Below are 25982 nucleotides of genomic sequence, written 5' to 3' on the forward strand. Positions count from 1 at the left end.
AGGGTTTCACAAGCTCCGCGAGAGGTCTCACAAGCCCGGTTAAGTGCCTCACAAGCGCGTGACGCGCCTCACGAGGCCTAACGGCCGCGCCTCACGGGCCGCGCCTCACGAGGTCTACCAGCCGCGCCTCACAGGTCCTGGCGGCCGGCTTCGAGCGCGCTTTCGAGCCGGTCGCCGTAGGCCGCGAGCAGCAGGCGCGCCTCGTCCGGGTCGAGCCGGCGCTCGATCATCACGACAGCGGTCTTGACCTGGTGTCCCGCGGCCTCCAGGGCGCGGCGGGCGGCGGAGAGGTCCGCACCGGTGATGTCGCCCACGATGCGGGCGGCCCGGTCCACGAGCTTGGTGTTGCTCGCGGAGACCTCGACCATGTAGTTCCCGAAGGTCCGGCCGCACTTGACCATCGAGATCGTCGAGATCATGTTGAGCACCAGCTTCTGCGCCGTGCCGGCCTTCAGCCGCGTCGAGCCGGTCACCACCTCGGGCCCGACGATCACCTCGACAGCGTGGTGGGCGGCCCGCGAGAGCGGCACCCCCGCGTTGCAGGAGAGCCCCACCGTGAGGGCGCCCAGCCTGCGGGCCTCCTTGACCGCGGCCACCACGAACGGCGCCCGGCCGCTGGCGGAGATCCCCACCACGGAGTCCAGCGGTCCCGCGCCCTGCTCGCGGATGGCGGCGGCGCCGGCCTCCGCGTCGTCCTCGGCGCCCTCGACAGACCGGGTCAGCGCCGGCACCCCGCCCGCGATGATGCCGCGCACCACCTCGGGGTCGGTGCCGAAGGTCGGCGGGCACTCCGAGGCGTCCAGCACGGCCAGCCGCCCGGACGTGCCCGCTCCCACGTAGAGCAGCCGCCCGCCGTCCTGCATGCGCGCGGCGATGTCGTCGATCGCGGCGGAGATCCGCGGGATCGCCCTCGCCACCGCGGCGGGGACGGTGGAGTCCGCCGCGTTCATGAGGCGGGCGATCTCGTCGGTCGGCAGCCTGTCGATCTGGCGGTAGCGGGGGTCGCTCTGTTCCGTCGTGGACAGCGCAAGTGGTTGGGCCATGACTCCTCGTATTCCAGGGCGTTGACAAGTGGTTCGCCGGGGCCGGCTGCCCGGCCGCAGGCGCGTGCTCGGCCGGAGGCGCGTCAGGCGAGGGAGCGGCGGTAGAGCCAGAAGACCCGCTCCACGCGGGCGCCCACGGCCTTGGCGTAGAAGCGCACCGGCCCCACCCAGCCGATCTGCGTGCTGCGCTGGCCCGCCGCCGCCTGCTCTTCGAGGCACCGCCGCAGGAGGACGCCGCCGACCCCGAGCCCCCGGGCGGCCTCGGCGGTGCCCATCGGGCCGAACCACCTCGGCCTGGCTCCCCAGGCGGCGAAGCCCAGGATCTCGCCCTGCCGGGTGGCGTAGTGGCACCCGGCGGCCTGGGCGACCTCCCAGGCCCACGCGTCGTTCCAGTGCTCGCGGACGAACGCGATCACCTCGGAGCGCGCGCCGGGGGGCGCCGAGTGCAGGGCGACCCCGGCCGAGGCCAGCCGGGCGAGGTCGTCCCCCGCGCCGGCGTCCGTACGGTCGCCGGGCAGGTACCCGGTGAGGTCGGCGGTCATGTTCCAGGCGGTGCGGTACCTCTCGTAGCCGAGGCTCTCGGCCAGGCAGACCGCCGGGGTGTAGCGGACGTCGATGCCCGGCCAGGCGTAGCAGGGAGGGTTCCCGGCGAGGCGCGCCTCGCGGGCTCCCCGCTCCCGCAGCCACCTCTCGGCCGCGGCCACCAGCGCCCGGCCCGTCCCCCTGCCCTGCGCGGACGGGTGGACGGCCAGCAGGTCGACATGCCCGACGCCCTCGGTGGCGGAGGACGAGACGAACACGACCCCGTCGAGGCCGGGCGTCACCAGGGCCGCCGCGTCACGGCCCTCGGGCGGGTTCGACAGCCGTGAGACGATCTCCGGCGCCTCCGGGGCGTCCAGCGTCAGCGCGGCGCGCGCCAGCTCGCCGATCGCGGGCAGCTCGGCGGGGACGGCCGGGCGGATGCCCGTGCGCTCATCGGGAGCGCCGCCGCTCACGCGACCGCCTCCACCGGGATCACGCTCCGGCGCTGCGGGTGGAAGCACGCGTGCTCGTGGGACGCGTCCGCGCCCGGCACCAGCGAGGGCAGCTCCTTCTCGCAGCGCTCGGTGCGGAACGGGCACCTGCGGGCGAACAGGCATCCCCCGTCCGCGTGACGCTCGTCCAGCGCCTCGGTGGGCACCACCCGCTCCGGCCCGGGCTGCTCCAGCCCGTGCAGGACGGGGATCGCCGACAGCAGCGACTGTGTGTACGGGTGTGTCGGGCCGGAGATGACGGTCTCGGTGAGCCCGCGCTCCACGACCTGCCCCCGGTAGAGCACGTACAGCTCGCCCTCGTCGCCGATGTACCTGGCGGTGGCGATGTCGTGGGTGATGAACAGCACGCTGACCCCGAGCCGCTCGCGCAGGTCCTTGAGCAGCGCGAGGATGCTCAGCCGCATCGACACGTCGATCATCGAGACCGACTCGTCGGCGACGAGCATCTCGGGGTCCACGGTCAGCGCGCGGGCGATGACGACGCGCTGGCGCATGCCGCCGGAGAGCTGGTGGGGGTACCGGCCGAGCACGTACCCGGGGTCGATGCCCACCAGGGAGAGCAGCTCCTCCGCGCGGTCGTCCACCCAGCCCTTCGAGCGGCCCGTCTGGCGCGCGCGCAGCGTGAGCGGCGCCTGGAGGGTCTGGTGGATCGTGCGGGTCGGGTTGAGCGCCGAGTACGGGTCCTGGTGGATGAGCTGGATCCTGCGGAAGTACGGCTGCCGCCGCCGGTGCCGCAGGGAGGACATCGGGACGCCGTCGATGACGATCTCGCCGGAGTCGTAGGTCTCCAGCCCGGCGATGATCCGGCCGAGCGTGGTCTTGCCGCACCCGGACTCGCCGATGAACGAGACCGCTCCGCCCTTCTCGATGGCGAAGTCGACCCCGCGCAGGGCCCGCACGTCGCGGCCTCCGAGGACGTCGCCGCGCTGTTTGTAGGTCTTGGTGACGCCGGTGCCTGTGATCACGCGTACTCCTCCTGTCCGGCCGTGGAGCCCGGCCGCTCGACCGCGTGGCACGCGACGATCCTCGCGTCGTGGTTCAGCGGGCGCGGGTCCACCGTCTCGCAGATGTCCATGCGCAGCGGGCAGCGCTCCCGGAAGACGCATCCCCGCGCCGGCAGGGTGCCGAGCGTGGGGGGTCGCCCGGGCAGCGCCCGGGCCTCGGCGGTGTCGCCGGACAGGCGCGGGATCGCCCTGATCAGGCCCCTGGTGTAGGGGTGGCTGGGCGAGCCCAGCACCTCCATGGTGGGGCCGTGCTCGACCACGCGCCCGCCGTACATCACGGCGAGGTGGTCGGTGACCTCGGCCGCGACGCCGATGTCGTGGGTCACCAGCAGGGTGGTGAGCCCGCGCTCCTTGTGGACCTCGCGGACGATGCGCAGGATGGTGGCCTGCGTGATCATGTCGAGCGCCGTGGTCGGCTCGTCCAGGATGACGAGCTGCGCGTTGAGCACCAGGGCGAGCATGATGCCGACGCGCTGGCGCATCCCTCCCGACAGCTCGTGCTGGTGGGAGTCGAGCACGCGGGCGCCGTCCAGGCCCATGCGCTCCAGCAGCTCCTTGGCGTCCCGTACGAGCGCGCGCTGGTCCTCGACGCCGTGGGAACGGCCGAGGTCGAGCAGCTGCTTGCCGACCGTCTTGAGCGGGTTGAGGGAGTTCTGCGCGGCCTGGAAGACGTACCCGAGGTGACGGCCGCGTGCCTCGCGCAGTTCGTTCCCCGCCAGCTCAAGGACGTCTCCGAGACCGTCGATCTCGACGCTGCCGCTCTTGACGCGGCCGGGCGACTGCACGGCGTTCAGCAGCGAGAGCGCCAGCGTGGACTTGCCCGAGCCGGACTCCCCCACGATGCCGGTGATGGTGCCCGGCTCGATCGTGAGGCTGACGCCCCCGAGCGCGGGCAGCTCGCCCAGAGGGGTCTTGTAGACGACCGTGAGGTCGCGGACGCGGACGCCGGGGGCCGTGCTCGCGCCGGGCCCCGCGACCAGGCCGCCGGGGCCGGGAGATGCGGTGGTGGTCACCTGGTTACTCCTCACGCAGCCGTGGGTTGAAGATCTCGTCCATCGCGTCGACGATGAGCACGATGCCCAGCGTGAGCAGCAGGATGGCGAGCAGCGGCGCCAGCAGGTACGGCAGCGCGGCCGTGCTGGTCAGGGCCCCGCCGCCGAAGACGGCGAGGTTCAGCATCACGCCCCAGTTGTTGGAGTCGAACGGCAGGACGCCGAGGAAGAACAGTCCCACCTGGGCGTAGATCGCGCCGGTCACGGCGATGAGCACGTTCATCGCGATGTACGGCGCCATGCTGGGCAGCAGCTCGCGGGCGACGATGTGCCTGGTGGACAGGCCGAGGCCCTTGGCGGCCTCGATGAAGCCGCGCTCGCGCAGCGACAGGGTCTGCGACCGCACGGCCCGCGCCACGCCGCCCCAGCCGAGCAGGCCGAGGACCAGGCCCATCTCCAGCGGGCTGTTGAACTTCCACACGGTCGACAGCACCAGCAGCAGCGGGAGGCCCGGGATCGTGAGCTGCAGGTCGGTGATCCGCATGAGCACGGTGTCCCAGCGCCCCCGGTGGAAGCCGGCGAGCAGGCCGAGCGCCGTGCCCAGCGCGACCGTGATGACCGCGGTGGCGAGGCCGGTGAGGATGACGTACCGCGAGCCGGTGACGACCAGCGCGAGCACGTCCGTGCCCTCGAAGTCCGTGCCGAACGGGTGGGCCAGGCTGGGCGCGGCGTAGAGCGCGTTGTCGTCGCGCGGGAGGTGGGCGGGGTAGAGCATCGGCCCGGCGACGGCCATGATCGCGAACAGCGCGACGATGGCGACGCCCAGGATGCGGCTCGGCTTGCGGCGCAGCACGCGCCCGACACCGCGCCAGAAGTTGCGCCGCAGGGTCGCGCGCATGCCCCCCGGGCCCTGGCTGCTGCCCCCGGGCAGGAGTGTCGTCGCCGTCATGCCGTGCCTCCGGTCCGCACGCGGGGGTCGATCACGGCGTACAGCAGGTCAGCCGCGATGTTGGCAACGATGATCGCCATCGTGGTCACCAGGAAGGTGCCGCCCATCAGCGCGTAGTCGCGGGCGCCGATGCTGTTGACGAGCAGCAGCCCGAGCCCCGGATAGTTGAAGATGCGCTCGATGAAGATCGCGCCGCCGAACAGCATGCCGAGCGAGAGCGCGAGGATCGTGAAGAGCGGCAGGATCGCGTTGCGCGCCACGTACCTGAACAGGACTCCCCTGGAGAGCCCGCGCAGTTCGGCGGCCAGGATGAAGTCGTCGCCGAGCACGGTCGCCACGCTGGACTTCATCGCCAGCACCCACCCGCCGTAGCTGGCCAGCGCGTACGTCAGCACGGGCAGGGTGGCGTGGTGAATAAGCGAGGCCAGATAGCCGGCGTTGAAGCCGGGTACGAACTCGACATCGACCGGGCCTCCGGCGGGGAAGATCGGCCACAGGGTCGTGAAGATCGCCAGGACGAGCAGCCCGATGACGTACTGCGGCACGCCGTGCAGCAGCGAGCCGGAGATCGACAGCATGTCGCCGAGCTTGCCCGACCGCTTGATGCCCGCGTAGACCCCGAGAGTCACGCCGAGCACGAAGCTCAGCAGCGTGCCCCCGAGCACGGGCAGCACGGTCCACTTCGTCGCCGAGGCGATCAGCGTGACGACCTCGGTGCCCGGCGTGCTGAGCGACTGGCCGAGGTCGAGGTGGAGCAGCGCCTTCATGTAGCCGACGTACTGCTCCCACAGGCTGCCGGTGGGCAGGAACCCGTAGAGCGCCGCCGTCGCGCGCTCGGCCTGGTCAGGGGACATCCCCCGCTCGATCAGCGTCTCGTACTGCCCGAGCACCGGGTTGCCGGGGATGTTGCGGATGATCACGAAGCTGATCGTGGTGACCACCCAGATCATGACGAGGCCGCGGACCAGATGACCCGCGAGCCTTCGGGGTACCGCGTTCTTCCGGGGACCGCCCCGGACCGCGAAGAGCTTCATAGGCTACTTTTCTTGATCATCCCAAGTTGCATCCACACGCCGGCGGGCAGCCGCAGCGCCTCGCTCCCCGCCTCCGGCCAGCCGGTGTAGCGGGTCGTGTTGACGAACTGGGTGTTGACGTAGTCGTAGATCTGGATCACGGGGAGCTGCTCGTTCGTCAGCCTGGCCAGCGTGCCGACGATCTTCTTCTGCTCCTCGGGGGACGCCAGGTTGAGCTTGTTGGTCAGCTCTCCCGGGTTCACCCCGTCGATCTTCTCGGGGCCGCCCATCCAGTTGCCGTCCTTGCCCGGCGGCGAGTGCTTGAGCCGCCCGGCGAGCAGCGACCAGCCGTTGGCCGAGCCGTAGAGGCGCTGGTAGATGTTGTACGGCGAGGGCCCGAGGGCCATCAGCCAGAACCCGATGTCGAACTTGCCCGAGGCCAGCTCGTCCAGGTAGAGGATGTAGTCGGCCGAGGTGACCACGGTGGCGTCGATGCCGTGGTCGTTGAGCTGGCTGGTGATCGACTTGGCCGCCGCCACCCAGTCGGAGAACGACGCGGGCACGTTGAGCTGCACCTTCCAGGGCTTGCCGTCCGGCATCGCCCACGTGCCGCCCTTCTTGACCATACCGGCGGCCCTCAGCTCCTGGTCCGCCTTGGCGGGGTCGACCTTGTACTGGTCGAGGGTGCCGAGCTGGTCGCCCAGCCAGGCCTTGGCGGAGCTGCCGTGGATGCCGGTCGTGGTGACCGACGGCGTGCCCGCCTCCGGCGAGGCGATCTTCGTGACCTGTCTCCTGTCGATCAGGTACGCGAGGGCGCGCCGCACGTGCACGTTGTCGTACGGCTTGCGCGCCTGGTTGAACGCCAGGGACGCCGCCACCGGGGAGTAGCCCTTGCGGATGTCGTTGCCCGGGGTCTCCTTGATGCGCTTCATGACCGCGGCGGGCACGGCCGTGAAGGGGGCGCTGTCCAGCTTGCCGGAGACCAGGTAGTTCCAGATCTGCTCGTTGCCGGTGTAGTTGAGGACCTTCACCTTGTCGGGCACGATCTTGGCGGCGTCGTAGAAGTACGGGTTCTTCTTCAGCAGGGCCGCGCCGGGGTTGACCCGCTCCAGCACGAACGGGCCCGCGGAGACGTCCTCGCGCGGCGCGAAGGCGATGACCTGCTGCGACAGCCCGGTGATCTCGGTCTTGGCCTTCTCGGCCGCGGGACCGGTGCCCCTGGCTGCCGTCAGCGTCGTCCAGAAGCCGGCGGGCAGCACCGAGCCGTACACATGGGCGGGAACGACGACCGTGGACAGCACGTTGCGGAGGAACGCGTTGCTGCGGTTCGCCCCCTGGACGATCTTGACGGTCTTGGCGTCCACGATCTGGATGTCCGCCGCCGCGCCGGCCGCCCCCGCGTTCACGGTGTACGCGCTGCCGCCCTGCGTGTAGGCAAGGCCGATGGACACGCGGATGTCCTCGCTGGTGACGGGCTTGCCGTCGGACCAGCGGGCGTCCGGCTGCAGGTGGATGACGACCTCGCCCTGGTCGGGCGTGGCGGTCCAGCTCGCGGCGAGACCCGGGTAGAACTGGTTCGGGTCCATCAGGTCGTTCTTGGGCCAGGCCAGCGACATCGCGTCGTAGCCGACGAACGTGCTGCCTTGCGGGTTGAACGGGTTGATGGGCGCGGTCGCGTCGATCTGCTTAGCGCCGTCGATCGTGGTGTAGATGCCTCCCGAACCGGTGGAGACGCCGGTCTCCGTGGTGCCGCATGCGGCAGTGGCTGTGGCGACCGCCGCCAGGGCCGCGATCGCTGCGAGTCGCTTCATGAAGTGCTCCAGGTCCCCGATTGCCAGGACCATACGGGCGCCAGGGCAGGGTGGTCAATTTTTTTCTTCCGCACACACTAGCATGAAGTTATTCTTTACCTAAGCCTCTCACCTGCAAAGACATCGTCTAGGCCTGTCGGCGACCCGGACACGCGAAAGGGCCCCGGCGTCCAGCCGGGGCCCTTTCGCACGCGTGGGAGAGGTCGGGTCAGGGGAGCCTGCCGACGCCGCCGACGGCGCCCGCCTCCCCCTCCTTGACAATCGAGAAGCCCACCTCGGGCCGCCAGTCGCGCAGGGGGACGACCCCGGGGTCCACCAGGTCGAGCCCCTCGAAGAACGCCAGCACCTGCGCGGGCGACCGCGAAGTGACCCCGGGGGCGGAGGTGCGGCTGAAGACCTTATGCCCCTCGGCGCCCTTGTCCTCGCTCAGGTCGCCGATGGAGCCGTGCGAGATGACCAGGTGGCCGCCCGGCCCGAGCGCCGACCGGAACGTCGCGACGATCTTCATGGCCTCGTCGTCGTCCGGGATGAAGTGCAGGACGCCCAGCATGAGGATCGCCACGGGCCGGGAGAAGTCGAGATGGGCCCGGACGTCGGGATGGTCCAGAAGCGCCTGCGCGCCGCGCATGTCGGCGCCGACGACCATCACACGGTCGTTCTCGGCGAGCAGCGCCCGGGCGTGGGTGAGCACGATGGGGTCGTTGTCGACATAGACGATCCGGGACTCCGGCGCCAGCTCCTGCGCGACCTGGTGGACGTTGCGCTGGGTCGGCAGCCCCGCCCCGATGTCGAGGAACTGCCGCACGCCCAGCTCGGTGAGATAGGTCACCGTGCGGACCAGGAACTCACGGTTCTCCCGCGCGACGTCGCGCACGTTCGGGAGGAGCTCGATGATCTTCTCGGCCGCTTCGCGGTCGGAGGCGAAGTTGTCCTTGCCTCCGAGGTAGTAGTCGTAGATCCGCGCGACGCTGGGCGTGAAGGGATCTACGCCAGATGGTGTCTCGAACTCGCTCACGCCGCTCCTCGCCCGCTTCCCCGTACATCCAGGATGGTAAGCGATCTCCGGCGTTTTTCAGATCTTGCGGCCAAAGCTCTTCGTCACGACCAGGCCGCGGTCAACGTAGAACCGCCTGCCCGCGGCCACGTCCGCGAGTCATGGCCGTCACGCTGGTTGCGGCTCGGTGACCGGCACTTGTCGATTCCTGACCGGTCTCGTCACCTGTTTGGCCACGCACGACGGCAGCCCCGCCGCAGCGCCCGCCGCGCGGCGCCGGTAGGCGCTGGGCGGCATGCCGGCCAGTTCGGTGAAGCGGGTGCTGAAGGTGCCCAGCGACGAGCAGCCGACCGCGAAGCAGACCTCGGTGACGCTGAGATCGCCACGACGCAGCAGCGCCATCGCCCGCTCGATACGCCGCGTCATCAGATAGGCGTACGGCGACTCACCGTACGCGAGCCGGAACTGGCGGCTGAGATGCCCGGCCGACATGTTCACCCCGCGCGCCAGCGCCTCGACGTCCAGCGGCTGCGCGTACTCCCGGTCGATCCGATCGCGGACGCGCCGCAGCCGCGCGAGGTCGTTCAGGCGCTGTTTCGCAGTAAGTGCGCGCCCCCATGCGGGATGACACATGAGAGAACTCCTTCATCGATGTGCGCGAGCACCTGGGCTACATGGCGAGGTGCTCGCCGGTGAGGGTGGAGCCGGCGGCGGCGAGGTCGGCGGGGGGCCAAATCGATCACTGGACGGCTCAGCGAAGCTCCTGGATGCGGACCAGGTTGCCCGCGGGATCGCGGAAGGCGCAGTCGCGGATGCCGTACGGCTGCTCCGTCGGCTCCTGGACGACCTCGGCGTCGCCCGCCTGCAGCTTCTCGAAGGTGCCGTCGAGGTCCCGGGTGGCCAGCAGGATCCAGCCGTAGGTGCCCTTGGCCATCATCTCGATGATGGTGTGGCGCTCGTCCTCGGTGATGCCGGGATCGGCGGCCGGCGGCGCCAGGAGGATGGACGTGCCGGGCTGGTCGACTGGGCCGACCGTGATCCAGCGCATCTTGCCGTGTCCGACGTCGCTGCGTACCTCGAAGCCGAGGATGTCGCGGTAGAAGGCCAGGGAGGCGTCCGGGTCGTCATGCGGGAGGGAGCTTGTGTGAATGGTGATGTCCATGGCCGTCACGTTATCCGCGGCTCGGTGACCGGTGCTTCTCGAATCCTGATCGGTCCGGCCCAGCGCTGATCTTCACCCCTGGCGAGTGGTCGGCGTTTCTGAGCGGCGTCAAGATCGGCGAATTCGACGCCTGAGCCCCTGCCGGCCGGCAACCTGGCCAGACGTCAGACCCGAGAGCCCTCGCTACGACGAGGGCTCTCTCGCGTTCACGGCAAGAACACAGATCTCTCGTACAGGCCGGATCAGCCGCCCAGCAGTTTGCGTACGCGGTCGGTGCCGACGGCGAGCAGGAGCGTGGGCAGACGCGGCCCGGTGTCACGGCCGACCAGCAGCTTGTAGAGCAGGGCGAAGAACTCGCGCTGCGCGACCTTGAGCTCCGGGGTGGGCTTGGCGTCGGGGGCCAGACCCGCCTGGACCTTCGGCACGCCGTACACGAGCGTGGTGAGCCCGTCGAGCGACCAGTGCTCGTCGAGCCCGTCGAGCAGCAGCCCGAGCGACTCGCGCTCGGTGTCGCCGAGGGAGGCGAGCAGCCCACTGTCGGGCTCGTCGCGCACGCGGGTGCGCTGCTCGGCCGGGACCTGGGTGGTGATCCACCGCTCCGCGCGGTCGAGCCGGGGCCGGGTCTCGTCCAGGGAGGTGATGGGGTGCTCGGGGTCGAGGTCGCGCAGGATGCGCAGGGTCTGCTCGCTGTGGCCGGTGGTGATGTCGACGATCGAGGCCAGCGTGCGGTAGGGCAGCGGCCTCGGCGTGGCCGGTAGCGGCCCGGCGGCGGTGCCGGTGGCGCGGCTGTACGCGGCCACGTCGGCGGGCAGCGCAGTGCCGTCATTGATCTTGCGCTCCAGGGCGTCCCACTCGTCGTACAGCCGCTGGATCTCCTGGTCGAAGGCGATCTTGAACGACTGGTTCGGCTTGCGCCGCGCGTACAGCCAGCGCAGCAGCGGGGCCTCCATGATCTCAAGGGCGTCGGCCGGGGTGGGCACGCCGCCCTTGGAGCTGCTCATCTTGGCCATGCCGCTGATGCCGACGAAGGCGTACATCGGCCCGATCGGCTGATCTCCGCCGAAGACCTCCTTGACGATCTGCCCGCCGACCACGAACGACGACCCCGGCGAGCTGTGGTCGACGCCCGAGGGCTCGAAGACGACGCCCTCGTACGCCCAGCGCATCGGCCAGTCGACCTTCCACACGAGCTTGCCTCGGTTGTGCTCCGACAGCAGCACGGTTTCGGCGTGGCCGCAGACGCAGGTGTAGGACAGCTCGGTGGTGACGTCGTCGTACGCGGTGACGGTGGTGAGGTCGCGCTCGCAGACCGAGCAGTAGGGCTTGTACGGGAAGTAACCCGCCGCGGCCTTGCCGTCATCCTCCTCAGCGGCCCCAGAGCCCTCGGCCGCCGCCTCCGCGGCGGCGGCGTCGGCCTCGTCGAGCTTCTGCTGGGACTTCTTGGCCGCGGCCGGCTTGTCCTTGGTGCGGTAGCGGTCGAGGATCGCGTCGATGCGCTCGCGCTCGCGCATGGCGAACAGGATCTGCTCGCGGTAGGCGCCGGAGGTGTACTGCGCGGTCTGGTCGATGCCGCGGAACTCGACGCCCATCTCGGCCAGCGCCGCGATCATCGGCGCCTTGAAGTGCTCGGCCCAGTTGGGATAAGCGCTGCCGGGGGGCGCGGGCACGGAGCTCAGCGGCTTGCCGATGTGCTCGGACCAGGACGAGTCGATGCCCACGGGGACCTTGCGGAACCGGTCGTAGTCGTCCCAGGAGATGATGTGGACGACCTCGTGGCCCCGCCGCCTGATCTCGTCGGCGACCAGGTGGGGCGTCATGACCTCGCGAAGGTTGCCGAGGTGGATGGGGCCAGAGGGGCTGAGGCCCGAGGCGCAGACGATGGGTTTGCCCGGGGCGCGGCGCTCCGCCTCGGCAATGACCTCGTCCGCGAACCGTGAGACCCAGTCGGCCTCAGCGCTCATAGCCACGATGGGCACATCCTTCCTAGGAAAGCCTGACGCCTCCATTCTCCCGGACCGCCGAAGTGGCCCGTGCAACCGTCCCCAGCCGGCCGGTGCGGGCGAACCAGAAGCCCGATGCCTACCATCTTCCGCGCAGCCGGACATCACACGACATTTCCCGAAAAGTGAAGCCCGGTAGATCGCCGCGGACGCCCATAATGTCGGTCGCCTTTGACAAGATCATGATGCCTTCGAGCGCCGTCAGAAGGGATCGAGCGATGAGCGGTGCGACCGCGGCGGACTACGCCTGGTTAGGCGATTACGACGGCTATTCAGGCGACTCCGGGTTCTGCGTCACCTTCGTCCACGACCTGTCCCCCGAGGAGGCGTTCCGCCGGATCGGCGTCACCCCCGCCGAACGGGCGGGGGATCCCTTCGGACCCTCCCTCGACCGCCCCATCGCCGCCTGCGCCGCGATCGGCGGCACCGTCCTGGTCGAAACCGGCGGGTACGCGGGGACGCTGGCGGAGGTGACACGACGCCTCTCGGAGGGCACGGTGACGGCGGCCGTGCACCGAGGCCTCGACCCGCAGTTCGTCTACGCCGCCGACGGCCAGTTGGTCACCGGATTCGAGCCGGACGCCCCCTACCTGCGCTGGGGCCGCCACCCCGACCGGCTCCTCGCGCACATGCGCGAGCTGGGCATGCCCACCGGCGAAGACGAGCTCCACGACCAACAAGACGACGACGGCAGGAACGACGGGCACGACGAGAGCGACGAGAGCACGGACGCGGGCGCCGACGACCCCGTCATCGCCGCGGTGGCCCTCGCGGAGCGGGCCACCGGCGTGCGGGTGACGGCGGCCCACCTCGCCAGGCCGGCGCTCGTGGGCTCCGCCGCACACCTGTACTGAGCGCCGGTCCGCCGCGCGCCTTGTAGTGAGCACCCGCGTTCAGGACCCCGCCGCGCACCTGTACCAAGCGCCCGCGTGTACGGCCCCGCCGCTACGGCGTCTCGGCCGCCCGGGTCCGCTGGATGTCGCCGAAGGCGGCCGCGAGGCAGGCGTCCAGCGGGCGGCCGGAGAGCGCCAGCAGGTCGGCGACGAGCAGCGGCGCGTGCCGGGCGACGTCCATCGCGTCGAGCCTGAGGGACTCGGTCTCGTGCTGGTGCAGGCCGAGGGCCCCGGCGACCAGCATCACCAGCACGTGCGGGTCGACGTCGGGGAACCAGGCCGCGGCCGACCGCACGCAGCGTCCGACCATCGCCTGAACGTCGTCGGCGGTGAGCCCGTCGGGATGCAGCTCCTCCAACGAGGCACGCACCACGGCGCCGAGCACGAGGCCGACGTGCTCGGAGTCGAGCGCGCCGAGCCGTGCCGCCTCCCGCTGGAACACCGCAAGGTCGCGCGACCGCGCCGCCGCCACGGCGCCGGCGGCCGTCTCGGCGATGACCCGCGCGGGCTTGGGCAAATGACGCCAGGACACGCTCATCGGCTCCTTCGTCGGGCTCGGCAGGCCAGCATGCCACGGCCCCTCCTCCCCCCAGTAATCAACTCTGGACGGGTTCCCTCTGCCGCGCGAACCCCCCGCGCTTCGTAAGCGATGGGAAGACCGGGCCGGTTGGTAGTGTTCACAGCGACGGAGGCCGTACGCGGATGCACGCGGACGACGGGTGGGAGGGCTCAGCATGACGTCGCAATCGACCCAACCCGCGCCACAGCTCGATCGGCCCCCGACTCGGGGCACCCGGGTCAGGGGCACCCGGCAGGCCGAGGCGCTGGTGTCGGTCCTCGGCAAGCTCTCGGGGTTCCACAGCGCCCAGGAGATCCACGCCGAGCTGCGCCGCCGGGGTGAGCGTGTCGGCCTGACCACGGTCTACCGTCACCTGCAGGTCCTCAGCGAGGACGAGGTCGTCGACGCCATCCGCGACGAGAGCGGCGAGACGCTCTACCGCCGCTGCGCGACCGGCGGCCACCACCACCACGTGACCTGCCGCTCGTGCGGGCGCAGCGTCGAGGTCGAGGGCAAGGCCGTCGAGCGCTGGGCCGACCGCGTGGCGGCCGAGGCGGGCTTCGTCGACGTCGACCACACCGTGGAGATCTTCGGCGTGTGCCCCGGCTGCGCCACCGGCAGCCCCTCTCCCTGACCCGCGCGAGCTCTCCGGGCGTGCGGCCTTAAGGCCTCGCGGGAGTGGCTTCCAAGTACGCGTTAAGTCGCCGTGAAGTCGCGGACCGCATGGTGTAGGGCATGACAACCGCTGCCCACGCCTCCCGGCGCCGAGCGGGCGAACCCGCCCCCGACCTCGTCACGGTCCTGGCCTTCCACGCCGGCCTGCGCCGCGACTTCCTGCGCCTGGCCGACGCCGTCGACAGGTGCCCCCCTGGTGACACGCTCAGGCGTGCCCTGATCGACGAGCACACGGCGTTGATGCTGCGCGGCCTGCACCACCATCACACCCGCGAGAACGAGGACATCTGGCCGGTGCTCCGTGGGCTCGTACCCGAGGCCGGTCCCGTCCTCGACCGGCTGGAGGCCGACCACCAGGAGTTGGACGCGCTGGTCGAGCGGCTGACGGTCACCGGCAGGCCCGCCCGGGAGCAGGCCGACGACCTCCGCCGGTTCCACGGCATGCTGAAGACGCACCTCGACCTGGAGGAGTCGGAGGTCGTGCCGCTGATCACCGAGCACGTGAGCGCGGCGTGGTGGGAGAAGGTGAGCAAGGTGGCCGCCAGAGGCCACGGCCGGGACCTGCCGATGATGGTCGCCTGGACCATCGACGCGGCGGACCACGGGGCTCGCGAGCACATCTTCAGGACCGCGCCCTTCGTCCTGCGGCTGCTCTACCGGCTCTCCTGGCGGAGCGCGTACGAGCACCGCGCGGCCCAGGTGTTCAGGTGAGCCACCCAGTGGGCTGAACATTGTCGGAGCCACGGCTTAGGCTGCTGAGGACGCAGACAAGGGGAGGTAGCCGTGAATCTCGATCTCGACAATGCGGTCGTCAGGCTGTGCGCCGACGGCATGCGGGCCGAGTCCGAGGGCAGGCCGGAGGACGCCCGCCGGCTGTTCGACCAGGCGTGGGCCGAGCGGGCCGACGACTTCGACGCCTGCGTGGCCGCGCACTACGTCGCCCGGCAGCAGGACTCCCCGGAGGAGACCCTCCTGTGGAACGCCGTCTCGCTGCACCACGCGAACGCCACGGCCGACGAGCGGGTCCTTGAGTTCTACCCCTCGCTCTACCTCAACATGGGGGCCTCGCACGAGCTCCTCGGCGACCAGGCCGAGGCCGCGCGCTACTTCCGCCTGGCGGCCGACCACGCCGGCGACCTCCCGAGGGGGCCCTACGGCGACATGCTCAGGCGGGGCATCGCCGACGGCCTCGATCGCGTGAGCCGCTGACCCCGGCCGCCGCCGTCACACGGTGATCCGCACCTGGTAGCGCTCCAGCCAGGCGTTGAACTGCAGGAGGCCCTCCAGCGCGGCCCGCACGTCGTGGCGGCTGACCGTGCCCTGCGGCTGCTCCAGCATGGCCCTGACCTTGGCGACGTCGACCATCGGCTCCGCTACCAGGCGCCCGCTCTCAAGCAGGCGGGCCGCCTCCTCCCGCAGGGCCTTCTCGTAGGCGGGGTCCTGCGTCGAGGGGTACGGGCTCTTGCGGCGCTCCAGGACGGAACGCGGCAGCACGTCGGCCACGGCGGCGCGGAGCAGGCTCTTCTCGTGCCCGTCGAAGGTCTTCATCGACCAGGGGGTGTTGAAGACGTACTCCACCAGCCGGTGGTCGCAGAACGGGACGCGCACCTCCAGGCCCACGGCCATGCTCATCCTGTCCTTGCGGTCGAGCAGGATCTGCACGAACCGCGACAGGTGCAGGTAGCTGATCTCCCGCATGCGTTCCTGCAGCCCGCTCTCCCCCGGCAGCCTGGGCACCTCGTCGAGCGCCTGGCGGTAGCGCTGGGCGCGGTAGCCGGGGATGTCGAGTTTGCGCACCAGCTCGGGGGCGAGCACCTCCTCCAGGGCGGTGAACCGCGCGCCCCCCTCGGCCGCCAGCCACGGGAACGTGCCGGAGTTGACGGCCTTCGGGTCGTGGAACCAGCGGTAGCCGCCGAAGACCTCGTCGGCCGACTCGCCCGAGAGCGCGACCGTCGAATAGGCCCTGATCGCCTTGAACAGCAGGTAGAGCGAGGTGTCCATGTCGCCGATGCCCATGGGGAGATCGCGGGCCCGCAGCACGGCGGCCCGTACCTTCGGGTCCATGAGCTCGCCGGAGTTGAGGACGATGTCGGTGTGCTCGACGCCGAGGTCCTCCAGGTGCCGGACCAGGTCGTGGACGTACGGCGTGTCGGGGGTGTCGCGCATCTCGTCGGGGCTGAAGTTCTCGGTGTAGCCGACGAAGTCGACCGAGAACGAGCGGAGCTTGCCCTGGCCGTGGGCTCGCAGGGCCTTCGCGGCGAGCGCGGTGACAGCACTGGAGTCCAGGCCACCGGACAGCAGCGTGCACAGCGGGACGTCGGAGATCAGCTGGCGTTCGATGATGTCGTCCAGCAGCCCGCGAATGGTGTGGACGGTGGTCTGCAGGTCGTCGGTGTGCTCGCGGGCCTCCAGCCGCCAGTAGCGGTCCTTGGCCACTCCGTCCCGGCTCACCGTGACGACGCTGCCCGGGCGCACCTCGTACATTCCCTGGTAGATCGCGCATTCCGGGGTCTTGACGAAGGCGAGCAGCTCCCTGAGCCCATCGGCGTCGACCACGGGCGGCCGGGACAGCGGGTTGGCGAGGATCGCCTTGGGCTCGGAGCCGAACAGCACGCCCGCCGAGGTCGGGTAGTAGTAGAGCGGCTTGATCCCGAGCCGGTCGCGCACGAGCACCAGCTCGTCCTTGCGCACGTCCCAGATGCCGAAGGCGTACATGCCGTTCAGGCGGCTGCCGAGATCGGCCCCCCATTCGAGATAGGCGTGCAGGACGACCTCGGTGTCGCTGCGGGTGCGGAACCGGTGACCGCGCGCGGCGAGCTCGTCGCGCAGCTCCTGGAAGTTGTACACCTCGCCGCTGTAGGTCAGGACGGCGAGCACCTCGCCGTCCTCCTCGGCGATCATGGGCTGGCGCCCGCCCTCGATGTCGATGATCGCGAGCCGCCGGTGCCCCAGCGCCCCGTGCGGAGAGACCCACGTCCCCTCGTCGTCCGGCCCCCGGCAGGCCATGGTCTCCGTCATGTCCCGCAGCGTGTTCCGTGACTCCCGGAGATCGCTCTCGAAGTCCACCCACCCACAGATTCCGCACATCTCGACGACCCCACGTCTCGTCGGAAAAGGCACGTTTTACCTGGTCAAACCGTCGCCTGGCCCCCTGTATGCCCGGCCCCGGCCCCCCGCAACCCTGCCCATCCGGCTAACAAGTGACGATCGCGGGATGCCGGGGATCATCGAGGCGGACCACCACGTCGGCGGTCTCCAGCGGCTCGGCCTCGGCCTCGTACCTCGCGTAGGCCGGCAGGGTCCACCGCTGGTCCTCGGCCGTGCGCCGGGCGAGCGCGCCGGGCGAGAGCCACAGGTGCACGGTCACGTCGAACGGCAGCCACCGGCCGAGCAGCAGGGCTCCGTCCACGAGCAGCACCCCGCCGCGCGGCATGGTCACGTAGGACGCCCGCGTGGCGCGGTCGATCGTGGTGTCCCAGAGCGTGGGCAGCACCTTGCCCGAGCCGCCGGGTTCGAGGGGGTTCAGCACCTCGCGCGACAGGGCGCCGTGGTCGAGCCAGTCGTCGTAGAACGCGTCGGGATCGGTGCGGCCGTACTCGAAGCGGAGCGACGCCGGGCGCAGGAAGTCGGCCGCGGAGACGCGGAGGACCTCGCGGCCGCGGACGCGCAGCGGGGCGACCAGCGCTCCTGCCAGCTCCCCCGGGCGTGCCGCCGGAGCACCGTCCAGCGCGACCCGCACCCAGGTGTCCGCCGGGGCTCCGGCTATGCGATCGGCGAGTTCCTCGACGAGCGCCGAGGGTGAGATGGGGCGTACGTCCACTCCACCATCCTGACCGATCTCCGAGCCGGGTCTCGCGAAAATTTCATCCTGTTTCATCCGGCTTACGGCACGGTCCGGCGCGGATCATGGCCGCTAGCTGCGACGGGAGCGCCGGGGCCCCGAGAGCGCGGCCGGCCGCGTCCCGGGCCGATTCCCACCCCAGCGGCGGCCGCCTACAGTTCGTTACGCGTGAGCGCTTTCGCATCGCTGGTCGGTAGTCGACGGCTTGTTCGCCCCACGGTGACGACCGGTTACTTCACCAGGTCCTCGGTGACTCTTTGACGTGCTTGATGTCCGTGACGTGCTCGAGCGTGCCGGACATGCTGCCGCCATGGACGTCACAGGCGTGCGCCGGGGGCCTACGTCGTAACCCCTCGAAAGGTGTTCCATGAGAAAGCGACGAAAGATCACGCTCGCCGGCGCCGCCGCGGCCATAGCGACCCTGCTGGTGGTCGCGTTGTTCCCCGGCACGGCGTCGGCGCACGGGGCGATGATGATGCCCGGCAGCCGCACCTACCTCTGCTGGAAGGACGGGCTGACCCCCAACGGCGCCATCGTGCCCAACAACCCGGCCTGCGCGGCGGCGGTCGCGCAGAGCGGTCCGAACTCCCTGTACAACTGGTTCGCCGTGCTGCGCTCCGACGGCGCGGGACGCATGAGCGGCTTCATCCCCGACGGCAAGCTGTGCAGCGGCGGCGCGGTGGTGTACGACTTCAACGGCTTCGACCTCGCCCGCAACGACTGGCCGGTGACCCACCTGACCGCCGGGGCCAACATCCAGTTCCGGTACAACAAGTGGGCCGCGCACCCGGGGTCCTTCCGCACCTACATCACCAAGGACAGCTGGAGCCCCACCCGCCCGCTGGCTTGGAGCGACCTGGAGGCCACACCGTTCTACACCGCCCCCGACCCGCCGAGCGTGGGATCGCCCGGCAACGCGGACTCCTACTACTACTGGAACGCGACGCTCCCGTCCGGCAAGAGCGGGCGGCACATCATCTACTCGGTGTGGCAGCGCTCGGACAGCCAGGAGACCTTCTACGGCTGCTCGGACGTGGTCTTCGACGGCGGCAGCGGGCAGGTCACCGGCATCGGCCCGGGCGGCGGAGGGCCCAGCCCGACTCCCACCCCCACCCCGACGGTGACCCCGACCCCCACGCCCACCCCCACGGTGACCCCCACTCCCACCCCGACCCCCACCGGCGGCAACGGCACGCCGGGCTGCTCGGCCACCTTCGCGACCACGGGCTCGTGGTCCGGCGGCTACCAGGGCGAGGTGACGGTGAAGAACACCGGCAGCGCCTCGATCAACGGCTGGACGGTCAAGTGGACCCTGCCGAGCGGCACGACGATCAACAGCCTGTGGAACGGCACGTACACCGTCAGCGGATCGGCCATCACGGTCAAGAACGCCGACTACAACCGCACCATCGCGGGTAACGGCACCACCGCCTTCGGGTACGTGGCGTCGGGGACGGCCGGGACTCCGGCGCTCACCTGCACCAGCCCATAGGAGGAACCCGGTGAGGGGGCGGCGGGAAGCGGTGAACACCAGGTGAAAGCGCGGTGGAGTTCCTGCGCCGCGCGAGCCGGGTCATGTTCGCTGTGATCCATGAGCCCGACCGTCCCCCCGGACCGGAACCGCGCGCCCTCCTGGCCGGACGCCGACGTCGTCGGGCCCGCGGTCAGCGCCCCCGTCACCGTCTACCGGACGGTCGAGACCGACTCCCACGGCGAGCTGGCGCACGAGGGCAACCGCGTCCCCGACGTCGTCGCGCTCGACGCCCGGCACGTCGTGGCCGCGTGGCGGGCGGGGGTGCGCGACGCCCGCGACCCGGCGCCGACCGACCAGGGCTCCATCCTGTACGCCAGGTCGGCCGACGGGGGCGCCACCTGGACGACCGGCACGCTGGCGGCGGCGACCTCCACCCACCGCTACCACTACGTGATCTTCCTGAACGACGGCGGCACGCTGTACGCGCTCCTCGGCAGGATCACCACGTCCGCCGACCGGGACGCGCGGGGCGAGGTGGACGGCTTCCCGGTGGCCATGGTGGCGAAGAAGAGCGCCGACGGCGGCCGCACGTGGGCCGACTTCCCCATCTCCGTGGACGTTCCCGCCAACGGCAGGGGCGTCGTGGTGGCGGGCAAGCCGCTCAGGCACGACGGGACCTGGCTGATCCCGTACTGGCGGGAGGCCGGGGGCGCCACCCGGGCGGGCGTGCTGCGCTCGGCGGACCTCAGGACCTGGACCTCGGGGGCGCTCGCCGCGAACCCGCCCGGCATCGGCATCGAGGAGCCGCAGCTCGTCGTCTCGCACGACGATCCGGGCACGCTGCTGATGGTGGCGCGCACGCTGAACCTCACGGGGGGCACCTCGGCCGCCGCGAGGGACGCCTTCTACCGCACCCACGCCTCGTACGCCGCGACCGCCACCAGCACGGACGGGGGCCTCACCTGGTCCCCGATGACCCTCGACCCCAATATCCCGAATTATTACGTCAAAGGGTTCTTCGCCAAGGACGCGAACGACCAGTACCTCACGATCTACAACACGCTCGCCGGTCCGTTCACCGGCGCGGGCGCGGACAAGCCCGACCAGTACCGCGAGGTGCTCTGCTACAAGGTCAAGCGGCCGCACGCCCCCTGGGGCCCGGGACGGCTCTTCGCCGACGGCGCGCGGCTGACGAAGGGCGCGGCCCGGGGCTGGGACGTGTACGCCAGCGCGGACGAGTACGAGCCCGGCCGCTTCTTCGTCGTCTGGGAGCACAACCAGACCAACATCAAGGTGGCGCGGCTCGACGTCTCCGGGGCGTTCACCGGAGTCGGCCCGGGGTGGGGCGACCTGGCCGCCTGGACGGTCGCGAGCGGCGGCGGCACCGTGGAGGTCGACGGGCCGGGCCGCCTGCGCCTGGCGAACGCCTCGGCCACCGGGGCGGGGTTCTCCGGGGTCACCCAGCGGTACGGCCCCTCCAGCGGGTTCGTCGCGACGATCAAGGCCGAGGTCACCTCGTACTCCCGGCTGGACCCCGCCACCGGGGCGGGCGCCGGCCTCGCGCTGAAGGTCGCCACGGGGGCCAGGAGGCTCATGCTCTGCCTCCAGCCCGACGGCGTGTACGCGTTCGTCCAGGGCACGCCGGGGTGGAGCCGCGTGCACGCGACGGCGGGCGGCGCGGGCGCGCACCTGTGGCAGGTGGCGGTCGACGCCAGGGGGAACGCCGCCCTGTACCGCGACGGCGCCGAGACCGGGGCCCGCTGGGTCGTCGCCGCCTCCGGGGAGGCCCCGCAGGTGTCGGTGTGGTGCTCGGGCACCGCCGCCGCCCCCGCCGGGGCCCTGGTCGACCTGGTCGAGGTGGCCGACGACGTGGCGAGCAGCACGTGGGACGCGTTCGGGGACTGGACCCTCGACCCCTCGGGAGGCACGGCCGAGGTGACCGGCGGCGCCCTGCGGCTGCGCAGCACCGGCCAGAAGGTGTCGAAGGCCTCCATCGGGCTCGACGTCACCAGGGGCTGCGACTTCACGCTGGAGTTCCGGGGCCGGGTGGACGACGACAGCGCCCTGGACCCCGCCACCGGGGAGGGCGTCAGCCTCGGGACCAAGGTCGCCAACGGTTACGTGCGGCTGATGCTGGCAGTGCAGAAGAGCGGGGTCTGGACGATGAGGAAGGGCTCCTCGGTGTGGGAGAAGGTCTACTCCTCTGCCACGTCCCCGGCGCCGTCGACCTGGAAGGTCACGGTCGACAGCGCGGGGGTGGCCCGGCTCCACCGCGACGGCGCCGACACGGGCGCACCTGGGCGGTGCAGAACAGTCGCGAGAACCCGCAGGTCATGCACTGGGTGACGGGTACCTCGCGCGGCAACGCGGCCGAAGCCCGCATCGAGTGGACCCGCGTCACCGCCACCTCCCCCGCCGGCTGATCGAGCCGGCGGGGGAGTGCGAAATCAGCGGGTGGCGCGGGGGTCGGCGTCGAGGGAGCGCGACAGCCGTACGGTGATGAACTCGTTGTTGTCGGCCTTGCCGGGCGTGCGGCCGGAGGAGCCGGGGAAGTTGTTGTCGTTCAGCACGCCGAGCGTCGAGTCGTCGAGGATGACGACGTCCTCGATGGTCACGAACGGGAAGCGGAAGGTCGTGCCGAAGCCGCCGAGGCGCTTGGGGTTGGCCAGGTCGAGGAGGTCGGCCACCTGGGTCTTGTCGACCTTGCCGTCGCGGTCGCGGTCGCGGACGTCGATCAGGTAGATCTTCTTCAGCTTCGCGGCGTCGCCCTGCTCGTTGTCCCGCTCGATGACCAGGAAGCGGTTCTCGTCCACCGTGATCATGTCACCGATGGCGTTGCCCGGCGCTTCGAGCTGGTAGATCCACTTGCGGCCGGTGTAGGAGCGCTTGCGCACGTCGAACTCGTTGATCCGGAGCGAGCCCGCGGGGTCGCCCGCCACGGTGCCTTCGAGCATCGGGTAGAGCTTGCGGCCGTCGACCGAGCGCGCCATGCCCTCGAAGCCCTTGCTGCCGCCCAGGTTGGGCTGGGCGCCGTTGAGGTACGGGTTCTCGGGAGCCTGCACCCCCGGAAGGGCGATCGGGGCTTCGAGCAGCTTGCCGGTCGAGGAGAAGTGCAGCAGGAACGGGCCGAACTCGTCGCCGATCCAGTACGTGCCGTCGGAGCTCCCGACGATCGACTCGACGTCGAAGTCGGAGCCCGTGAGCGTGCGGTCCTGGCGGGTCAGCGGGAAGGGGACGCGGCGGTCGGGGTCGCTCAGGTTGATGCCGCCCGTGACCTTGACGGCGCCGGACCGGAAGTCGGGCTTGAGCCGCTGGATCCGCAGGAGGAAGTCGGAGCTGTTGGCCTTGTTCCCGTACCCGTTGTCGGACAGCACGTCGAAGCTGCCGTCGCCACGGCGGAGGACACCGCTGAAGCCCTGCACGGGCTGGCCGGGGAACGGCGCGGTGATGCCGTTGACCGGGGCCGTGCCGAGCTTGAAGCCCGACGGCTCGCTGCCGGGAACGTAGGTCTCGGCGGGCAGGGACGCGAAGCCGGTCAGCGTCGCGCGGCCGAACTTGCCGTCGCCGTGACCGGGGCGGCCGTCGTGGCCGTCGTGCCCGTGGTCGGCGAAGGCCGGAGCGGAAAGGCTCAGCGCCAGGACTGCGGCGCTCAGGCCGATCATGGTTCTCTTCATGGCCGTCACGCTAGAGATGCCCCGTGACCGGCGGCACAACACCGGATGGCCCGCAGGTGCCGTGTCGTGATCGGGAAGCCCGTGCTCGCGGAATCCCGTGGAATAAGGGGGTTCGCACCTGGCCAACGGCGTGACCAGCATCTTTGCCAAACGGCCGATGTACGGAACACACCGCTTCGATTACTATCAGTAGTCAACTGCATGCTATAAGTAGTGGAGCGATGCGTTGACGGAGCGACGATCTCGGGTGCGGGCGGCTCTTCGCACCTTCGTGGCCGTGGCGGCCGTCATCCTGCTCGTCCACGGCATCGCTCCGCACGGCGGTCACTTCGGCGGCCCGCTGGCCGCACAGACGGGGCCGACGGCCCCCTCGGCCGGGCAACCGCCGGACACCGCCCCGCCACAGGTCCCCGAGGACACCGACCACGACGGCTGCCCGAAGCCGGCGGGGCATCCCTGCGCCGCCGGATGGGTCAAGCCTCCCCAGCCTCCGTCACGCAACGGGCACCCGCGCAGAGTCCTCGGCAGAGCGGCCTCTCCGGCGGAGCCCTACGGCGCGGGCGCCTCCGCCCTGCGATGGACGCGGGCGTCGGGGCCACGACTGCCGATCTTCCGCTGCTGATCAGAGGGCTCTCCCGCGTACGACGCGGGGACCGGGCGTGCCGCGCGCACGTCCGGCCGGTCTTCCATGCCCGCCATCAGCACGAAGGAGTCCACTTCCATGCAGTCGTTGATCGACCATGCCCGCACCTTCCACAAGAGGGTCCGCGGGGACCGAGAACAGGCGGCCACCCTGAGGGAGGGCGCCTCGCCCCAGGCGATGTTCATCACCTGCTCCGACGCGCAGGTCATCCCCTCGCTGATCACCGGGGCCCGGCCCGGGGAGCTGTTCGAGCTGCGCACCGCGGGGAACGTCATCCCGCCCTACCGCCTCGGCCGGCTCACGGCCGAGGCCGCCACCATCGAGTACGCGGTCAACATCCTGGGCGTGGAGGATCTGATCGTCTGCGGCCACACCCACTGCGGCGCCGTCCAGGGCCGGGTCCGCTCCTGGACGCTCCGCTCGGCCCCGACCACCCGCTGGTGGCTGCTCCAGACCCACCGGTGGCGGGAGGCGCGGGTGACCGGGGACGAGGAGCCCGGGCGCGCCCATCTGATCGCCCAGCTCGACAAGCTGCGCCGCTACCCCCGGGTGGCCAGGCGCCTCGCCGGCGGGCGGCTGCGCCTGCACGGCTGGTTCTACGAAGTGCACACCGGCGTGGTGTCCAACTACCAGCCGGAGACCGGGGCTTTCACGCCCCTGTGACCCCCCGCCCGATCATGACCGGCTGACCGCCTCCCCCCGCCCGCCGTGCCGTACCGCCCGACTCCGGTACGGCACGGCGTCGTCCGGCGCTTTCGCGGAGTCGACAGCCGGGTGCCGGTTTCCTACACTTCGATATATGAAGGATCGTTCAAGCGTCGCAACGTTGGACCCCGACGCGTGCTCCGTCCCGGTGGTGGACGCCGAGCGCGTGGGGTCGGTCCGCCGGACACTCCCCTCCGAGGAGACCGTGCAGGATCTCGCCCAGGTGTTCGGCCTGCTCGCGGACCCGGGCAGGCTGCGGATGATGGCCGCCCTGCTGGAGGGCGGAGAGATGTGCGTGTGCGACCTCGCCGCCGCGACCGGCCAGAGCATGTCGGGCGCCTCCCACGCGCTGAGGCTGCTCCGGATGCGCCGGGTCGTCAAGGTGCGCCGGTCCGGGCGGATGGCCTACTACCAACTCGCCGACTCCCACGTGCGCATGCTCTTCGACCTCGCCATCACCCACGCCAGACACACCGAAGGGGAGCCGGGCGATGGGTGACGCACACGGCACGGGGCACGGCCACGGACACGGGCACGGGCACGGCGTGAGCCCGGAGGCCGACCGGCGCTACCTGACCGGCGCGCTCGCGCTCATCGTGGGCTTCATGGCCGTCGAGGTGGTCATCGGCTTCATCGCCCAGTCGCTGGCGCTGATCTCCGACGCCGGCCACATGCTGACCGACGCCATCGCCATCGTGTTCGCGCTGGTCGCGATGCGCATCGCCCAGCGCCCGCCACAGGGCGGCTTCACCTACGGGCTCAAACGCGCCGAGATCATCTCCGCACAGATCAACGGCATCACGCTGCTCCTGCTGAGCGCCTACTTCGTGTACGAGGGGATCGGGCGCCTGATCACGCCCCCCTCGGTCGAGGGAGTGTACGTCGTCGCCACCGGACTGGCCGGCATCGCCGTCAACATCGCCGCCACCTGGATGCTCAGCAGGGCGAACCGGTCGAGCCTCAACGTCGAGGGCGCCTTCCAGCACATACTCAACGACCTGTACGCCTTCGTGGCCACGACGATCGCCGGTCTGGTCATCTGGCTCACCGGCTGGAGCCGGGCCGACGCGATCGCCGCCCTGGTGGTGGCCGCGCTGATGCTCAAGGCCGGGTGGGGGCTGGTCCGCGACTCGGGCAGGGTCTTCATGGAGGCCGCGCCCGCCGGAATGAACCCCGCCGAGATCGGCAGGAGGACGGCCGCGCTCGACCACGTCGTGGAGGTGCACGACCTGCACATCTGGGAGGTGACCTCCGGGTACGCGGCCCTGTCCGCGCACATCCTGGTGATGCCGGGCGCGAACTGCCATGCCGTACGGGTGGCCGCCGAGCGCCTGGTGCACGACGAGTACGGCATCGGGCACACCACCCTGCAGGTCGACCACGCGTCGCACGAGCTCCTCGCCATCGGCCGGGCCGACGCGCACTGCGCCGATCCGCACGGCCCCACGCACCGGCGCGACTCACCCGCCCCGATCCATCCGAAGCGGCACTGATCCGGGTCCCGGAGTGACCATGT

At 71.0% G+C, this 25982-nt stretch carries 25 protein-coding genes and 1 pseudogene; 11 read left to right on the forward strand and 15 right to left on the reverse strand.

The window, feature by feature from the left end; all coding sequences use genetic code 11:
- Window positions 1–128 precede the first annotated feature (128 nt).
- The 10 genes from murQ to OG589_RS27810 all read right to left on the reverse strand — a co-directional run bounded on the left by murQ (window position 129) and on the right by OG589_RS27810 (window position 10002).
- Window positions 129–1043: an N-acetylmuramic acid 6-phosphate etherase gene (gene murQ, locus OG589_RS27765; RefSeq protein WP_405140721.1), complete on the reverse strand. Its 915-nt coding sequence runs from the start codon at window positions 1041–1043 to the stop codon at window positions 129–131.
- 83 nt (window positions 1044–1126) lie between these two features.
- Complete coding sequence (locus OG589_RS27770; protein ID WP_405140722.1) at window positions 1127–2038, reverse strand: GNAT family N-acetyltransferase; 912 nt, start codon at window positions 2036–2038, stop codon at window positions 1127–1129.
- On the reverse strand, window positions 2035–3042 hold the full coding sequence (locus OG589_RS27775; protein ID WP_405140723.1) for an ABC transporter ATP-binding protein: 1008 nt from the start codon (window positions 3040–3042) through the stop codon (window positions 2035–2037). The genes OG589_RS27770 and OG589_RS27775 overlap by 4 nt, the downstream gene beginning before the upstream one ends.
- Window positions 3039–4094, reverse strand: coding sequence for an ABC transporter ATP-binding protein (locus OG589_RS27780; protein ID WP_405140724.1), 1056 nt, complete (start codon window positions 4092–4094; stop codon window positions 3039–3041). The genes OG589_RS27775 and OG589_RS27780 overlap by 4 nt, the downstream gene beginning before the upstream one ends.
- A 4-nt stretch (window positions 4095–4098) precedes the next feature.
- Window positions 4099–5022 carry an ABC transporter permease gene (locus OG589_RS27785; RefSeq protein ID WP_405140725.1) on the reverse strand — a complete coding sequence of 308 codons (924 nt, stop codon included), beginning with the start codon at window positions 5020–5022 and terminating at the stop codon, window positions 4099–4101.
- Window positions 5019–6056 (reverse strand): ABC transporter permease, encoded by a 1038-nt coding sequence (locus tag OG589_RS27790; protein ID WP_405140726.1) that lies wholly within the window; start codon window positions 6054–6056, stop codon window positions 5019–5021. Before OG589_RS27790 ends, OG589_RS27785 begins: the two co-directional genes overlap by 4 nt.
- Window positions 6053–7846, reverse strand: coding sequence for an ABC transporter substrate-binding protein (locus OG589_RS27795; protein WP_405140727.1), 1794 nt, complete (start codon window positions 7844–7846; stop codon window positions 6053–6055). The genes OG589_RS27790 and OG589_RS27795 overlap by 4 nt, the downstream gene beginning before the upstream one ends.
- 208 nt (window positions 7847–8054) lie before the next feature.
- The gene (locus OG589_RS27800; protein ID WP_405140728.1) at window positions 8055–8861 is read right to left on the reverse strand and encodes an SAM-dependent methyltransferase; all 807 of its coding nucleotides are present in this window, start codon (window positions 8859–8861) and stop codon (window positions 8055–8057) included.
- 147 nt (window positions 8862–9008) lie between these two features.
- Window positions 9009–9473, reverse strand: a complete 465-nt coding sequence (locus tag OG589_RS27805; RefSeq protein WP_405140729.1) for a helix-turn-helix transcriptional regulator — start codon at window positions 9471–9473, stop codon at window positions 9009–9011.
- A 118-nt stretch (window positions 9474–9591) separates the two neighbouring features.
- Window positions 9592–10002, reverse strand: a complete 411-nt coding sequence (locus tag OG589_RS27810; protein WP_405140730.1) for a VOC family protein — start codon at window positions 10000–10002, stop codon at window positions 9592–9594.
- Window positions 10003–10055: 53 nt separating this feature from the next.
- Between OG589_RS27810 and OG589_RS27815 the strand changes: the two are divergent.
- A pseudogene (locus OG589_RS27815) lies at window positions 10056–10136 on the forward strand (DUF397 domain-containing protein); the annotation flags it as partial.
- Window positions 10137–10244: 108 nt separating this feature from the next.
- On the opposite strand, the gene lysS reads toward OG589_RS27815, so the two are convergent.
- Window positions 10245–11963 (reverse strand): lysine--tRNA ligase, encoded by a 1719-nt coding sequence (gene lysS / locus OG589_RS27820; protein WP_405152141.1) that lies wholly within the window; start codon window positions 11961–11963, stop codon window positions 10245–10247.
- Between the two features lie 257 nt (window positions 11964–12220).
- Between lysS and OG589_RS27825 the strand changes: the two genes are divergently transcribed.
- Window positions 12221–12856: a DUF6461 domain-containing protein gene (locus OG589_RS27825; RefSeq protein ID WP_405140731.1), complete on the forward strand. Its 636-nt coding sequence runs from the start codon at window positions 12221–12223 to the stop codon at window positions 12854–12856.
- A 91-nt stretch (window positions 12857–12947) separates the two neighbouring features.
- On the opposite strand, the gene OG589_RS27830 is transcribed toward OG589_RS27825, so the two are convergent.
- Window positions 12948–13427 (reverse strand): hypothetical protein, encoded by a 480-nt coding sequence (locus tag OG589_RS27830; protein ID WP_405140732.1) that lies wholly within the window; start codon window positions 13425–13427, stop codon window positions 12948–12950.
- 202 nt (window positions 13428–13629) lie between these two features.
- Between OG589_RS27830 and OG589_RS27835 the strand changes: the two genes are divergently transcribed.
- The 3 genes from OG589_RS27835 (at window position 13630) to OG589_RS27845 (ending at window position 15338) form a co-directional block, all read left to right on the forward strand.
- Window positions 13630–14088, forward strand: coding sequence for a Fur family transcriptional regulator (locus OG589_RS27835; RefSeq protein WP_405140733.1), 459 nt, complete (start codon window positions 13630–13632; stop codon window positions 14086–14088).
- 101 nt (window positions 14089–14189) lie between these two features.
- Window positions 14190–14840 carry a hemerythrin domain-containing protein gene (locus OG589_RS27840; RefSeq protein ID WP_405140734.1) on the forward strand — a complete coding sequence of 217 codons (651 nt, stop codon included), beginning with the start codon at window positions 14190–14192 and terminating at the stop codon, window positions 14838–14840.
- Window positions 14841–14912: 72 nt separating this feature from the next.
- On the forward strand, window positions 14913–15338 hold the full coding sequence (locus OG589_RS27845) for a hypothetical protein (RefSeq protein ID WP_405140735.1): 426 nt from the start codon (window positions 14913–14915) through the stop codon (window positions 15336–15338).
- A gap of 15 nt (window positions 15339–15353) precedes the next feature.
- Here the strand turns inward: OG589_RS27845 and asnB are convergent, their stop codons facing one another.
- On the reverse strand, window positions 15354–17216 hold the full coding sequence (gene asnB / locus OG589_RS27850) for an asparagine synthase (glutamine-hydrolyzing) (protein ID WP_405140736.1): 1863 nt from the start codon (window positions 17214–17216) through the stop codon (window positions 15354–15356).
- Between the two features lie 106 nt (window positions 17217–17322).
- Complete coding sequence (locus tag OG589_RS27855; RefSeq protein ID WP_405140737.1) at window positions 17323–17949, reverse strand: uridine kinase; 627 nt, start codon at window positions 17947–17949, stop codon at window positions 17323–17325.
- Between the two features lie 388 nt (window positions 17950–18337).
- On the opposite strand from OG589_RS27855, the gene OG589_RS27860 reads away from it, so the two are divergent.
- The gene (locus tag OG589_RS27860) at window positions 18338–19462 is read left to right on the forward strand and encodes a lytic polysaccharide monooxygenase (protein WP_405140738.1); all 1125 of its coding nucleotides are present in this window, start codon (window positions 18338–18340) and stop codon (window positions 19460–19462) included.
- Between the two features lie 99 nt (window positions 19463–19561).
- Window positions 19562–21790: a sialidase family protein gene (locus tag OG589_RS27865; RefSeq protein WP_405140739.1), complete on the forward strand. Its 2229-nt coding sequence runs from the start codon at window positions 19562–19564 to the stop codon at window positions 21788–21790.
- A 101-nt stretch (window positions 21791–21891) separates the two neighbouring features.
- Here the strand turns inward: OG589_RS27865 and OG589_RS27870 are convergent, their stop codons facing one another.
- Window positions 21892–23118, reverse strand: a complete 1227-nt coding sequence (locus OG589_RS27870) for an esterase-like activity of phytase family protein (RefSeq protein ID WP_405140740.1) — start codon at window positions 23116–23118, stop codon at window positions 21892–21894.
- Window positions 23119–23344: 226 nt separating this feature from the next.
- Between OG589_RS27870 and OG589_RS27875 the strand changes: the two genes are divergently transcribed.
- The 4 genes from OG589_RS27875 to OG589_RS27890 all read left to right on the forward strand — a co-directional run bounded on the left by OG589_RS27875 (window position 23345) and on the right by OG589_RS27890 (window position 25959).
- A complete protein-coding gene (locus OG589_RS27875) occupies window positions 23345–23740 on the forward strand; it encodes a hypothetical protein (protein ID WP_405140741.1) in 396 nt (131 codons plus the stop codon).
- A gap of 99 nt (window positions 23741–23839) precedes the next feature.
- Complete coding sequence (locus OG589_RS27880; protein ID WP_405140742.1) at window positions 23840–24424, forward strand: carbonic anhydrase; 585 nt, start codon at window positions 23840–23842, stop codon at window positions 24422–24424.
- A gap of 136 nt (window positions 24425–24560) precedes the next feature.
- A complete protein-coding gene (locus OG589_RS27885; RefSeq protein ID WP_405140743.1) occupies window positions 24561–24965 on the forward strand; it encodes an ArsR/SmtB family transcription factor in 405 nt (134 codons plus the stop codon).
- The gene (locus OG589_RS27890; protein WP_405140744.1) at window positions 24958–25959 is read left to right on the forward strand and encodes a cation diffusion facilitator family transporter; all 1002 of its coding nucleotides are present in this window, start codon (window positions 24958–24960) and stop codon (window positions 25957–25959) included. The genes OG589_RS27885 and OG589_RS27890 overlap by 8 nt, the downstream gene beginning before the upstream one ends.
- The last annotated feature ends 23 nt before the right edge of the window (window positions 25960–25982 follow it).

Source organism: Sphaerisporangium sp. NBC_01403 (assembly GCF_045040145.1).
GTDB classification, from domain to species: Bacteria; Actinomycetota; Actinomycetes; order Streptosporangiales; family Streptosporangiaceae; genus Sphaerisporangium; species Sphaerisporangium viridialbum.